Here is a 14958-nt window from a genome sequence, read left to right on the forward strand (position 1 = left end):
TAAGTGTAAGTTTAAATTTAAACTACTCTTTATTAGAATTATATATAAGAAGAGTGGGAGGGAAAATAAATGAATATTAATGATAAATTATTAAAGGTTGAAAATATTAAGAAGGTATATGGAAGTAATGAAAGCAAGACTGAAGCTTTAAGGGGAATTACTTTTGATGTTTTAAAGGGTGAGTTTTTAGGAATAATGGGAGCAAGTGGATCTGGCAAAACAACTTTGCTTAATTGTATTTCCACTATGTTAAAGCCTACTTCTGGTAAGGTTTTATTAAATGGGGAAGATATTTGTTCTTTTAAGGGAAGTAAATTAGCTGATTTTAGAGGAAATAAAATTGGTTATTTATTTCAAGATTTCGAGCTATTAGATAATTTAACAGCCAGAGAAAATATTATTTTACCTTTGTCTATTCACAATATAAGTTATGAGTTAGCTAAGGAAAAGTTATTAAAAATAGTTAGTCAATTAGATATTGAATCTGTTTTAAATAAATATCCAAATGAAATGTCAGGAGGACAAAAACAAAGGGTTGCAGCAGCTAGAGCTTTAATTACTAATCCTGAAATTGTATTAGCTGATGAACCAACAGGAGCTTTGGACTCGAAAAATGCTAAATCTCTAATGAGTAAGCTTGAGCTTATAAATAAAGAAAATGAATCAACTATTTTAATGGTTACTCACGATGCTAATGCAGCGAGTTTTTGTTCAAGAATTTTATTTATACAAGATGGAGTTATTTTTCATGAGCTTAGAAGAAATAAAGAAAAAGAGAGTCAAGAGGACTTTTATGAAAGGATTTTAATGGTAATGGCTCAATTAGGAGGAGGAAGTGCAAATGTTCTTTAAGCATATTTTAAAAAATGCAAAGAAGAGTAGAAAAGAAAATGGATTGTATTTTGGTTCTTTAATTGTAGCTATAGTATCTTTTTATGTTTTACTTTCTTTAGAAGATCAAGATGTAATTAGCTTTTTAAAAACTATGGAGAGTGATGGAATTCAAAAGCTAATGGTTTTAATTAAGCTTGTATATGTAGTATCTTTATTTTTCCTATTTTTCTTAATTTATTTTTCTAGTAGGTATCATTTAGAAAGAAGAAAAAGAGAGTTTGGAATGTATCAAATGTTAGGTATGAGAAGAGGAAAAATCTTTGGATTACTTATGGGTGAAACAATATACAATAGTTTGATTTCTCTTCTAATAGGAATACCAATAGCTTTATTTTTAACTGAGCTAATAAGTTTAGCTACTATAAAAATAATTGGAATAGGTATTATAGGACATCAATTCAAATTTTCATATATGGGAATTATAGGAACTTTTATAGGGTTTTTGTTAGTACAAATTATAGCTATGCTTTTATTAAGTATATCTATAGCTAAGAAAGAACCCCTTGATTTAATAAAGAAGGATAGTTCTAAAAAACAAGTTATTTCCTCTGAAAAATCTAGATGGATTTATTTAATTATAGGAAGCGTTTTATTAGTAATAGCTTACTTAGTTGCTATTTTTCTTTTAAAATCTTTAAATTTAGTTGTTGCTCTTATAGTTTTAGTTACAGGAATTACTGGGACTTTTATGTTCTTTAAAGGAATTAGTGCTTTAATTGGAAATAGATTAAATAAAAAGTCAGAGAAATCTAGTGGATTATTCACATTTACAATGAGACAAATTCAAGAAAATATATTTTTTGAATCAAATACTTTAGCCTTTTCTTCTTTACTAGTTTTGTTATCAATGATATGTATTGCTTTTGGTTCATCTGTAGCTATATCAAGGCAAGATAATACTAATAGAACAGTAGATTTTTCAATAACAGCTTCTGAAGAGGAAGTTAAGGAAACTATAAATTCTTTAGATTTAAATTCTTATGTAGAAAATTATTATCCTGTTTATTTAGAAAATATGAGAACATCACTTCATTCAGATGATAGCAAAGCATTAGAATTTTCTTGGGAAGGATTTAGAAAAGAAATAGAAAAAATGCCAGAATCAAAGAGTAAGTATTCAATATTGCAGTATTTAACACCTGATAATTATCCTTATCTAATTTCTTTAGAATCTTTTAATAATATGAGAAAAGCATCAGGAAAAGAAAATCTTATTTTAGAAAATAATGAAGTTGCCTTTTATTCTAATGCAGGATTTTACTCTGAAGATTTTATAAAGGAAGTTTTAAAAGGTAATCCATATATTACGATTCAAGGAGAAAAATATGATTTAGTTAATGAGTATTATGTAGATAATATTGTAGCTGATAGAACTATAACTCTATCAAATGCATTTATTGTTTCGGAGGATTTATATAAGAGGCTTGTAGAAAATAGAGAACCTTCAATTTGGAATTTAAATATAAATAATAATTTGGTAGAAGAGAATGGGTTAATGCAAGCTATAAGTGAAGTTAATGAAATTTTATCTCAAAGTGGATTACAATATGAGAGTTATTTACAAGGTATGGGAAGAAATCTGTTTTATATTGTAGCAGGTAGTTATTTAACTTTATATTTAGGAATTATATTCTTAATAATAGGAAATACAATGATTGGTATTAAGTTCTTAATACAACTTAGTTCTACAAAAGAAAGATACAAAATCCTATTGAATTTAGGGGCAAAAAAATCAGAAGTATTTAAATCTGCAAAATCTCAAGTAAGAATATTTTTTGGATTAGTTATAGGAGTTTCTTTAATAAGTTCAATATTTGGAATATGGGCAATGTTTAATAGTTTTTTAAATGAGGAAAGTAAAAAACTATTGGTATATATTGGGCCGATAGCTTCTGTTATAATTATAATGTTAGTTATAGTAGAACTTATTTATATAAAAATAATTGATAGAACAAGTTATAAAGAAATAAATTCATTAAATTCATTCAATAGGGGGTAAGTGGCTTGGAAAAGGTGTTAATAATAGAAGATGATTTATATATTAGAGAAGAACTTGAAAGTATTTTTGAAAAGAGAGGATATGTAGTAGAAAGCATAACAAATTTTAATAATACTTTAGAAGATATAAAAAAATCTAATCCTGATTTAATAGTTTTAGATTTGAATTTACCAGGAATGTCTGGGTTTGAAATATGTAAATCAGTAAAGCAAAGAACATCTTTTCCAGTTCTTATACTTACATCTAGAAATCAAATGAAAGATGAGTTACATGCATTAGATTTAGGTGCAGATGATTATTTAACCAAGCCTTGTCATCCAGATAGGATAATTGCAAGAGCAGAAAAAATAATTAAGATGTATGGAAAAATTATGAATATTATTTCTGTTGGTAATTTGATTTTAGATGAGAGAATTTATGAAGCTAAATACGTAGATAATTCTATAATACTTCCAGAGAATGAAGGGAAAATACTTCGAGCTCTTATGATTAATTATCCTAATATAGTAAAAAAGGAAGATTTATTTATTGAACTTTGGGGAACAAAAGATTTTGTTGATGAAAATATTCTTCAGGTTAATATGACAAGACTACGAAAAAGCTTATCTAAAATTAAATTAGATAATATCATTACAACAATTAGAGGGATTGGATATAAAATGGAGGAATTAAATGAAGAATAAACTTAAGAAAAGTTTTATAGAATCAGGAACATGGATTTTCCTTTTAATATTAACAAACTTATTTTTTATTTTTATGATATGGCTAGTTTCTCCAAAGAACTTTAAAATTCTAGTTGGTGTAATGATTCTTTTTACTTTAATAGTTATTTTAATTGGATTGCTTTTTGAAGGAAATAAAATAAATAAACAAAAAGTTTATTTTGAAAAATTTTTATATGAACCAAGCGAAGAAAATGAAGGAAAGCTCTTAAATATTTTTAATGAAAATTATATAGATCCAATAAAAAATATTGGGGATAGATTAAGAAGCTTAGAAAAATCTATAAAAGAAAATGAAGAAAGATATTTGGAGTATGAAGATTTAATAGATGGCTGGATTCATGAGATAAAAACTCCAATTCATTTAGGAACCTTATTACTTGAAAATAGAAAGGATGAAATGTCGCCTTTAGTGCATGCTAGATTTAGCCATATCATTCATAGAATTAGTTCTAATTTAGACCTTATTTTATATTATGCAAGACTTCAATCTTCACATATAAATTTTCAACTTAAAAAAAGTGATATTAATGAAATTACAGGTGATGTAATAATGGATTTAAATAGCTTAATTAAAGAAAATAATGTGAATTTAGAAATTGAAGTTGAAAATAAAAGTATAGTTACAGATGAAAGAACTATGAAATTTATTTTATCTCAAGTTATAGAAAATGCTTTAAAATATTCAAAAGATAAAGAAAAATATATTTGGATAAAATCAGGAATATGTAAAGAAAATGAGAGAGTATATCTTGAAGTTAAAGATAATGGAGTTGGCGTAGAAGAACAAGATATACCATTTATTTTTGATAAAGGGTTTACAGGAAATTATAATAATGTAAAGAAATCAACAGGAATAGGGCTATATTTAGTTAAGAAATATTGTGACTTAATGAAAATAGGTATAGAAATTGATTCAATTATAAATAAAGGATTTTCTATAAAATTTATTTTTCCAAATATAAAGTAATAAAATCAATTATGAAACTATACGTCTTAATTTAAAGAAATGTATAGTTTTTTTATGCTTAATAAATTTTTAAATGTTAAGATAGCTTATACATTAAAGGAAGCCTTAGTATTTATAATAAGTTTTATATTAATAGTTTACCCTATAACATTACTTGGGGAAATAGTTGTAAGCTCAAAACTAATTTTAAATATATAATGAGAAGGGATAATTAAAGAATATTCTTTCTCATATTTTTATGCAACCATTTCTATAATCTTAAGGTCTAATATATGTAACAAAAAACATATGCGCATATGGGTACTAGTTACAGGAGGTAAATAGATGGAGTTAATGATAAAAAGAGCATAAAAAGAAGATAAAGAAGCATTTATAAAAATAATTAATGAGTATATTCAAGATATGTATAAGGTTGCTAAAACTAGATTAAATTCAGATGATGATATTGGAGATGCTATACAGGAAACTATTCTATCAGCTTATAAAAATATATGTGTACTAAAAGAGGCAGGTTATTTCAAAACATGGCTTGTTAGAATACTTATTAATAAATGTAATGATATTATAGCTAGAAATAAGAAGATTGTATATGTTGATGATTACTATGATGATTCTAATAGTATTAATTTATCAGTTTATAAAAATGCTGAGGATAATTTAGTATTTACAGAAACATTAAAGACTTTAAATGAAGCTTATAGAATCGTTGTAATTTTATATTATGTTAATGGATTTAATATACGAGAAATAAGTGAAATATTAAATGAAAAAGAAGGAACCATAAAATCTAGACTTAGTAGAGCAAGGCAACAATTACGAGATTATTATTTAAAAGATGATAATAAAAATAGTTCAACTAATTTAAATTTAGGGGGCAATGTGAAATGAATATAAATTTTGATAAAAAAATAGAAAGTGAATTAAAGAAAGATGTTAAAATACCACAATCTGTATTAAATAAGGTAAATGAAACTTTTGATGAAATTAGAGTAGGGGAAAATGAAAAGATAAGTAGAGTATATAAATTTAATAAGAAATTAATTGCATCATTAATCGCAATATCAGTATTTAGTTTAATTGCAATTAATCCTAAAGTGCTTGCTAGTATAAGCTCTTTTTTCAAAGATAAAGGAGTTCAAAAGGCAGCAAATAATGGATATATTCAAGCGTTAGATAATGAAGTAAAAAATAATGGAGTAAGCATAAAAGCTGATGATATTGTAGCAGATAAAAATAAGATAGCAGTTTCATTTACTTTAAAATTTGATGATATTAATAAATTGAAAGATATTAATGATATACAATTAGGATTAAATATAAAGGATAATAATGATAGAGTTATTTTTGAACATTTACAAGAAGGAATTCATAGTCCACTTCTTATTGGATCAGAATGGAATACAGATCTTTCAAATAAAGATAATGGAGAAACAAAGTATTATTTAATAATGTATTCAAGGGAAGGAGAACTTGTTAATATAGATCAATTATCTTTAAGAATAGATTCTATTTCTTTATATAATGAAAGTAGTAAAGGACAAACTAAAATTGAAGAAATAGGTGGAAGTTGGGACTTTAAATTAATATTAGATGAGAATATTAAAAATAAAGAAGAAATTAAATATACAGCTGAAAATAATAATCAAATTGTAAAAGTTGACTCTGTAGAAGTCCTTCCAACTGGAATGCTTATAAAGTTTAATATAAATGCTACAGTAGATGAAAATATAGTAAATCAAGTTGTTATAACTGATGATAATGGAAATGAGTACTATAACTTTAGTGGGGGTAGCATGGAGGATATTCCAGGGGGAGGAGCTAAGCTTTCAATGATGTTCGATGTAACTACATTTGATAATTTAGATAAATTAAAAATGATAGTTAAAGATATCCAAGGAAAAGATATAACATTGGATTTAATAAAAGAAGATAAATAGTAATAAAATTTTTATATGAAAAGCAAGTAGTTTTAATTAGTTTCTAGATTAAAACTACCTGCTTTTTTATATTATATACCATTATTGAGGAGTATACATCCCTTTGCTTTCCATATACTGAAATATGGTTTCCCCATGTTTTTGTTCTTCTTTTTGTATATGGTTTAATACATCACGAACCCTAGTATCTCTAAATTCGAAAATTGTAGTATCATAAGTTCCTGAAACATATTTTTCTGTCATTATTAAGTCTTTACACATATCAGCATCTGATACATTTCCCACATTTGACTGTGTATTATTCATAGTAGGAGCTGAATTTTGATTAGTCATATTCTGACTTGAATTTTGATTTTGTTGTTGACCCATTTGAGGGATTTTGCCACTTAATAATTGGTTAATGCTATCAAGATGAGTTCTTTCATCTTGAGCATGTAAATTAAATATTTGCTTTAATTGGGGGTCTTGTGCTTGATTTGCGTAATTTGTATATTTTTCTATGCAAATTTGTTCATGGCTTTTTTGATCTTCAAGTAATAATCTTTCCTTTTGTGTTAATGTTATTTCCATATTACTACACCTCCAATTTTATTTTGTGTAAAACTTATTATTTTATACTATTAAAGAATTTGAATTAATAATTAAGAATAATTTTATTAATATGGAGAGAGAATAGAGGATTATATTGAAAAATTGTATAAATACAGAGGGGGAAGGGGATTGATAATTAATATCAAAAAATATCTTGACTCAAAGATATTTTAGATATATAATTATCTTGAAATCAAGATAATGTAGGTGAAATTATGAGTGATATAAATTTAAAATTAGTAATTGCAATGGCTAGAACTTATGATGATTTATTTTTTCAAATAGAAAAAAATGTACAAGAGTTTGGATTAAATATTAGTGAATTTGGTGTTTTAGAAATGCTATACCACAAAGGAGATCAACCTGTACAAAAAGTAGCTGAGAAAATTTTAGTTACAAGTGGAACAATAACCTATGTAATAAATAAGCTAGAAAAGAAAGAGCTTGTTGTTCGTAGAAAGTGTGAGAAGGATAAAAGAATATTTTACGTTTCTTTAACAGAAAAGGGAAAGGATTTTATTGCACATATATTCCCAAAACATAAGGAGTTTTTGGATAGTTTATTCATCAATTTAGATGAGAAAACTAAAAAAGAATTACTAGATAATTTGATTCAATTAAGAAAAGTATTAAAGTGACTAATTAAATAATATATAAGATGTATATATTAATATTAAAATTTAGAAAAATTAAAAATATGATAGGAGAATGATTTAATATGAATAAAGATTTTTACAATGCAATAAAGGAAAGAAGAAGCATATATGCAATAAGCAAGGAGTCACCAGTATCAGATGAAAGAATTCAAGAAGTAGTAGAAGAAGCAGTAAAGCATGTTCCATCTGCATTTAATTCACAAGGTTCAAGAGTAGTTGTATTATTTGGGGAAAATCATAATAAGCTATGGGATATTACAATGGAGACTTTAAGAAAAATAGTTCCAGCAAATAATTTCTCTTCTACTGAAGAAAAGATAAATTCATTTAAAGCAGGATATGGAACAGTATTATATTTTGAAGATTTCAATGTAGTTGAATCATTGCAAAAGCAGTTTGAATTATATAAAGATAATTTCCCAGTTTGGGCACAGCAAACTTCAGGAATGTTACAATTTGCTATTTGGACTGCTTTATCTATTGAAGGTCTTGGAACAACATTACAACATTATACTGAATTAATAGAAGAAGAAGTTAAAAAAGAATTTAATATTCCAAGCGGCTGGAAGATGATTGCACAAATGCCTTTTGGTAAAGGTGTTGCACCGGCAGGAGAAAAAGAATTTATGCCAATAGAAGATAGAGTAAAGATAGTAAAATAGAATAAAAAATTTCTTGTATTTTCATTAAGTAGATATATGTTAAGGATACATATATCTACTAATTATAATATCGTAATATAGTGAATTTTAAATGTTTAAGTAAATAGTAATTATTAATGAAAGGAGAAAATTATTATGTTAAGAAAATTAGATCATAAAAATATGGGGAAAAGTAATTTAGGATGGCTAAAGAGTACATTCCATTTTTCCTTTGCAGAATATTTTAATATAGATAACATGAATTTTGGAGTATTAAGAGTTATAAATGATGATTTAATAGAAGGTAAAACAGGTTTTGATTTACATCCACATAAAGACATGGAAATTGTATCTTATGTAGTTGATGGAGAATTAACTCATGGAGATACAATGGGAAATAAAAATACTATTTCAAGAGGACATGTTCAATATATGAGTGCTGGTACAGGAGTATATCATAGTGAACATAATTTGGGGGATAGCATAACAAGGCTATTACAAATATGGGTTGTTCCAGATAAAAAAGATTATAAGCCAGCTTATGGAGATTACAGATTTAATGCAGAAGATAGAAAAAACAAATGGCTTAATATAGTATCAAGCAAAGATGGTGATGCACCAATTAAAATAAATCAAGATGCAAACTTTTATGTAGTAGAATTAGATGAAGGAAAAGAAATAGATTTTTCAGTAGAATCTGGAAGACAAGCTTATTTAGTTCAAGTAGAAGGAAATTCAACAATAAGCAATATAGAGTTAGACGAAAGAGATGCATTAGAAATAGTAGAAGAAAATATTCTAATAAAAGCTAATAAAAAATCACATGTACTTGCAATTGAGATGAAGAAATCAACAAGATGGTAAAAGTATTAATATATAATAAAAAGAACAAGCAGATTTATTATGCTTGTTCTTTTTTAGTGTATAGAAAATTACTATACATACTTTTTAATTAAATTTTATTAAAATATAGATAAAGATTTGATTATGATAATTATAATCAATTAACTTTTAAAATTATGAAAATTTTGGTATAGTAATTTAATAGATATTTTTATTAATTGAATAATAGGACATGTCTATGCAAATACTTAAATTATTATAAATTAATTATATAAGAACAAATAATTTTTAATTTTACAAAGGAGGCATAAGAATAGATATGAGAAAGACAAAAACAATGGATGGAAATACAGCTGCAGCACATATATCCTATGCATTTACAGAAGTAAGTGCAATTTATCCAATAACTCCATCTTCACCTATGGCAGAACATATGGATGAATGGGTTGCTCAAGGAAGAAAAAATATCTTTGGGAAACCTGTTAGAATAGTAGAAATGCAATCAGAAGCAGGAGCAGCAGGTGCTGTACATGGATCTTTGCAAGCAGGAGCATTAACTACAACTTTTACAGCATCTCAAGGATTATTATTAATGATACCTAATATGTATAAAATGGTAGGTGAAAGGTTACCAGCAGTTATTCATGTAGCAGCGAGAGCTCTTGCTACATCATCATTAAGTATTTTCGGCGATCATCAAGACGTTATGGCTACAAGACAATCAGGTTTTGCTATGCTTTCAGAAGGTTCAGTTCAAGAAGTTATGGACTTAGCACCAGTTGCGCATTTAACAGCGATTAAAGCAAGAATGCCATTTGTTAATTTCTTTGATGGATTTAGAATATCTCATGAAATACAAAAGATAGAGGTTTTAGAGTATGATGAGTTAGCTAAATTAGTTGATTATGAGGCACTTAATAATTTTAGAAAAAATTCACTAAACCCTGATCATCCAGTTATAAGAGGAACAGCACAGAATCCTGATGTATATTTCCAATTAAGTGAGTCATTAAATAAATATTATGATGATATTCCAGATGTTGTTGAAGGGTATATGTCAAAAATAACAGAATTAACAGGAAGAGAATATCATTGTTTTGATTATTATGGAGATAAAGATGCTGATAGAATAATTATAGCTATGGGTTCTGTAACGGAAGTTATAGAAGAAACTATAGATTATTTAAGAGCAAGGGGAGAAAAAGTAGGTCTTGTAAAGGTAAGACTTTATAGACCATTTTCAATAGAAAAGTTATTAAAGGTTATACCTAAGACTGTTAAAAAAATTGCAGTTTTAGATAGAACAAAGGAGCCAGGATCAATTGGAGAGCCATTATATTTAGATGTTGTTAGAGCAGTTAATGAAATGGATAATCCACCTAAAGTATATGGAGGAAGATTTGGACTTGGGTCAAAGGATCCATATCCATCATATATTGTAGCTGTTTATGAAAACTTAAATCAAGATAAACCAAAGAATAGATTTACTATTGGTATAGAAGATGATGTTACCAATTTATCTATTTCACCAAAGGAAGAAATTGATGCCACACCAGAAGGAACAACCTCTTGTAAGTTCTGGGGATTAGGATCAGATGGAACTGTAGGAGCAAATAAAAGTGCTATAAAAATAATTGGTGATCATACAAACATGTATGCACAAGGATATTTTGCTTATGATTCTAAAAAATCAGGAGGAATAACAATTTCGCACTTAAGATTTGGTAAAACTCTAATAAAATCACATTATGAGATAGATCAAGCAGACTTCGTAGCATGCCATAATCAATCTTATGTTTATAATTATAATGTTTTAAAGGGACTTAGAAAAAATGGCATATTTGTTCTAAATACAATTTGGAGCGAAGAAGAATTAAATAAGAAATTACCAGCAAGTGTTAAAAGATATATTGTAGAAAATAATATAGAATTTCATATTATAAATGCAATAAAAATAGCTCAAGAAATAGGTCTTGGTGGAAGAATAAATATGATAATGCAAGCAGCCTTCTTTAAATTAGCAAATATTATTCCACTTGAAGATGCTGTTAAATATTTGAAAGAAGCAGTTGTTACATCTTATGGCAAAAAAGGTGAAAGAGTTATAAATATGAACTTTGAAGCTATAGATAAGGGGATAGAATCATTAGTTAAAATAAACCCACCAGAAGAATGGAAAAATGCTGAAGATAATAAACTAGAAGAAAAAGTAGATCTTCCAAAATTCGTTGAAGAAATATGTATTCCAATAAATAAGTTAGAAGGTAATTATTTACCTGTTTCAAGCTTTGTTAATTCAGGAATAGAGGATGGTACATTTATGGCTGGTACTACATCTTTTGAGAAAAGAGGAATTGCAATCAATGTGCCAGAATGGATACCAGAGAATTGTATTCAATGTAATCAATGCTCATTTGTCTGTCCGCATGCTGTTATTAGACCATTTTTAGCTACATCTAACGAAATAAAAAATGCACCAAGTAGTTATAAAAGCGTAAAAGCAAATGGTATAAAAGGTAAAGAAGAATATTCTTATACAATAGGAATAACTCCTTTAGATTGTACTGGGTGCGGAAACTGTGCTCAAATTTGTCCAGCACCTGGAAAGGCACTAGTTATGAAGCCTATGGATAGTCAAAGTGAGCAAATAGAAGCGTGGAATTATGCGATTGAATCGGTTACTCCAAAAGAAAACCCTATGAATAAAAATACAGTTAAAGGAAGCCAATTTGAACAACCTTTGCTTGAGTTCTCAGGAGCATGTGCAGGTTGTGGAGAAACTGCATACGCTAAGCTAGTTACTCAATTATTTGGAGATAGAATGATGATTGCAAATGCAACAGGTTGTTCATCAATTTGGGCAGCTTCAGGAGCAGCAACAGCATATAGAGCAAATTATAATGGGCATGGACCGGCTTGGGGGAACTCCTTATTTGAAGATAATGCAGAGTATGGATTAGGTATGTACTTAGGTGTTAGAACAATTAGAGAGAGAATTGCAGATAACATTAAAATAGCATTAGAAGGTGAAATGCCAGAAGATACAAAAATGGTATTAAAAGATTGGTTAGATCATAAAGATACTGGAGATGGAACAAGACAAAGGTCAGATAACTTAAGAAGAGTTTTAGAAGAGGATAACTCTGAAATTGCAAAAGAAATATTAAGAGATAAAGAATTCTTTGTAAATAGATCTCAATGGATATTTGGTGGAGATGGATGGGCTTATGATATAGGCTATGGTGGTTTAGATCATGTATTATCATCTGGTGAAAATGTTAATGTCCTTGTGTTTGATACAGAAATTTACTCAAATACAGGTGGTCAATCATCAAAATCAACTCCAGAAGCAGCAGTAGCAAAATTTGCTGCAACAGGAAAGAGAACAAAGAAGAAAGATTTAGGATTAATGGCTATGACTTATGGCTATGTATATGTAGCCCAAGTTTGTATGGGAGCTAATTTAAATCAAACTCTTAAGGCTATTGCAGAAGCTGAGGCTTATAATGGACCATCATTGATAATAGCATATTCAACTTGCATAAGTCATGGAATAAAGATTGGAATGGGAAATACTCCTCATGAAGAAAAAAGAGCTGTAGATTCTGGATATTGGCATTTATACAGATATAATCCTGATTTAAAGGTACAAGGAAAGAATACTTTTGCATTAGATTCAAAAGAGCCTAATTCAAGTCTTAGAGATTTCTTAATGGGAGAAGTAAGATACTCATCATTAGCAAAAGCTTTCCCAGAATTAGCAGAAGAGTTATTCCAAAAGACAGAAGAAAATGCTAAAGAAAGATATCAAAGATATAAGAGTTTATCTGAAAATTCAATATTGTAAAATTTAAAATTAATATATAAATAAATTAAGATTATAAGAAATAAAAAGCTATTTGTTTAAGTATAAAAGTTAAACAAATAGCTTTTTTACTCTTTAGAAAAATATAAGATAGATATAAGATATAATTAAGAAGTATACATTACTATATTATTAAAGATTTGGTTAAGTTTAGTAAAAAAAGGTAGACTTATTAAACTGGGAGGTATATATTAAAAGTTAGTATTTTAGGTTTAAATGTTAAAATGTGTATGATGTGAATTTGACTTAATATTACTTAAACATTGGGATACATATAAATATATAATTTAGATTAAGTATATTTATATAGTTTTAGGAGGTGCATAATTTGCAAAGCTTTAAAGATAAGTTTACTACATTCTTTTTAACAGTATTAAAATTTTTAATGATAATACTTATACCTGCTAGTATTGGTGCTATATTTTTTGCTCATATTTTTCTTAGTGCTGAGAATTTAATTAGGAGCATTATAATAGTAACATTAATTATGATAGGTATCATATTAATAGAATTTTATATAATAAGAAAGAATTTTAGTTATAAGAAGCAGATATCTCTAATATTATTTTGTGGATTTATTATAAGAGCTTTATGGTTATTAAATATAAATAGCTTTCCAACATCAGATTATATGATTATTTATGAGTCTGCACAAGATTTTTTAAATGGTAGTACAAGTATGTTTTGGGGAAGTTCATATATAGCTAGATTTCCACATTTAACAATAATGGTGTTTTATATGGCCTTAATGATTAAGATATTTCCTATCAATAACATATTAATGATGAAGCTTGTTAATCTGGCATTAGGTGTATTAACGATATATATTATCTATTTAATAGTTAAAGAAATATTTAATTCAAATAAAAAAGGAATATATGCAGCTTCATTAGCAACAATATTTCCACCACTTGTAACTTATACAGGTGTTTTTTGCACGGAAAATATAGCAATACCATTATATTTGCTTAGTGTATATATATTTATACTTGTGCTTAGAGGAAAGAAAAATAAATATTATTTAATTTTATCAGGATTAATATTATCTTTTGGGAATTTATTTAGAATGGTAGCAACAATAATGATAGTTGCATATGGAATTTATATAATAATTTATTCTAAGGATAAAATAGTCCATAAAATAAGAAATATAGCATTATATAGTATTCCTTATTTTATGCTCTTATTTTTAGTAAGCTTTACATTGCAAAGCTTAAAAATTACAGAATTTCCACTATGGGAAGGTAGCGAGCCTAAGATAACAAATGTATTAAAGGGAACTAATATAGAAAGTATAGGAAGATGGAATGAGGAAGATGCATCTATTCCTGAAAAATATAATTACGATTATGAAGAAATAAAAGAAGCTAGTGTTGAAATTATTAAAGAAAGGCTAACAACAACTCCACCTTTAAAGTTAATAAGTTTTTATGTTAAAAAATTTGCAATGCAATGGGGTATTGGGGATTTTGAAGGGACTCACTGGACAAAATCATTTGTTCCACAGGAAGATATAGTATTAGATGTTTCCTTAGAAGTTTCACAAACCATCTATTCAATTATGATGATTCTTGTATTTCTAGGAATTTTAAATAGAAAGAATAATAAAGAAAATGAAGAAAATGAAGAAATTAATTTATTTTATATAATACTATGTGGATATGGCATTATGTATCTAGTAACAGAAGCACAAGGAAGATATTCTTACATTATTTCATGGGTATTTATAATTCTAGCAGTAGAAGGAATAAACTTTATATTAAATAAGTTTGATATAGATATTAAAAAAGGTTTTAGTAAAAGAGATATTAGAAAATATGAAAGAAACCTTTAATTAGAT

12 protein-coding genes are annotated in these 14958 nt (G+C 27.0%); 11 read left to right on the forward strand and 1 reads right to left on the reverse strand.

What is annotated here, in order from left to right; genetic code table 11:
- The first annotated feature begins 69 nt into the window (after positions 1-69).
- The 6 genes from ACZJV1_RS01950 to ACZJV1_RS01975 all read left to right on the forward strand — a co-directional run bounded on the left by ACZJV1_RS01950 (position 70) and on the right by ACZJV1_RS01975 (position 6522).
- Entirely contained in the window at positions 70-852 is a 783-nt protein-coding gene (locus tag ACZJV1_RS01950) for an ABC transporter ATP-binding protein (protein WP_463651246.1), read from the forward strand.
- Positions 842-2893, forward strand: coding sequence for an FtsX-like permease family protein (locus ACZJV1_RS01955; RefSeq protein WP_463651247.1), 2052 nt, complete (start codon positions 842-844; stop codon positions 2891-2893). Before ACZJV1_RS01950 ends, ACZJV1_RS01955 begins: the two co-directional genes overlap by 11 nt.
- Positions 2894-2907: 14 nt before the next feature.
- On the forward strand, positions 2908-3576 hold the full coding sequence (locus ACZJV1_RS01960; RefSeq protein ID WP_460289086.1) for a response regulator transcription factor: 669 nt from the start codon (positions 2908-2910) through the stop codon (positions 3574-3576).
- Complete coding sequence (locus tag ACZJV1_RS01965) at positions 3566-4585, forward strand: sensor histidine kinase (RefSeq protein WP_463651248.1); 1020 nt, start codon at positions 3566-3568, stop codon at positions 4583-4585. The genes ACZJV1_RS01960 and ACZJV1_RS01965 overlap by 11 nt, the downstream gene beginning before the upstream one ends.
- 372 nt (positions 4586-4957) lie before the next feature.
- A complete protein-coding gene (locus ACZJV1_RS01970; protein ID WP_463652136.1) occupies positions 4958-5473 on the forward strand; it encodes an RNA polymerase sigma factor in 516 nt (171 codons plus the stop codon).
- Entirely contained in the window at positions 5470-6522 is a 1053-nt protein-coding gene (locus ACZJV1_RS01975) for a DUF4179 domain-containing protein (protein WP_463651249.1), read from the forward strand. Before ACZJV1_RS01970 ends, ACZJV1_RS01975 begins: the two co-directional genes overlap by 4 nt.
- Positions 6523-6603: 81 nt before the next feature.
- Here ACZJV1_RS01975 and ACZJV1_RS01980 read toward each other — a convergent pair whose 3' ends face one another.
- The gene (locus ACZJV1_RS01980; RefSeq protein ID WP_460289025.1) at positions 6604-7092 is read right to left on the reverse strand and encodes a DUF892 family protein; all 489 of its coding nucleotides are present in this window, start codon (positions 7090-7092) and stop codon (positions 6604-6606) included.
- A gap of 236 nt (positions 7093-7328) precedes the next feature.
- Here ACZJV1_RS01980 and ACZJV1_RS01985 point away from each other — a divergent pair, with 236 nt between their 5' ends.
- The 5 genes from ACZJV1_RS01985 (at position 7329) to ACZJV1_RS02005 (ending at position 14952) form a co-directional block, all read left to right on the forward strand.
- Positions 7329-7751, forward strand: a complete 423-nt coding sequence (locus ACZJV1_RS01985) for a MarR family winged helix-turn-helix transcriptional regulator (RefSeq protein ID WP_460289026.1) — start codon at positions 7329-7331, stop codon at positions 7749-7751.
- An 80-nt stretch (positions 7752-7831) separates the two neighbouring features.
- Positions 7832-8431, forward strand: a complete 600-nt coding sequence (locus tag ACZJV1_RS01990) for a nitroreductase family protein (RefSeq protein ID WP_463651250.1) — start codon at positions 7832-7834, stop codon at positions 8429-8431.
- A gap of 135 nt (positions 8432-8566) precedes the next feature.
- The gene (locus ACZJV1_RS01995; protein WP_463651251.1) at positions 8567-9274 is read left to right on the forward strand and encodes a pirin family protein; all 708 of its coding nucleotides are present in this window, start codon (positions 8567-8569) and stop codon (positions 9272-9274) included.
- A gap of 298 nt (positions 9275-9572) precedes the next feature.
- Positions 9573-13100 carry a pyruvate:ferredoxin (flavodoxin) oxidoreductase gene (gene nifJ / locus ACZJV1_RS02000; RefSeq protein WP_463651252.1) on the forward strand — a complete coding sequence of 1176 codons (3528 nt, stop codon included), beginning with the start codon at positions 9573-9575 and terminating at the stop codon, positions 13098-13100.
- Between the two features lie 346 nt (positions 13101-13446).
- On the forward strand, positions 13447-14952 hold the full coding sequence (locus tag ACZJV1_RS02005) for a glycosyltransferase family 39 protein (protein WP_463651253.1): 1506 nt from the start codon (positions 13447-13449) through the stop codon (positions 14950-14952).
- The last annotated feature ends 6 nt before the right edge of the window (positions 14953-14958 follow it).

It is taken from the genome of Clostridium sp. LS3 (assembly GCF_055330225.1).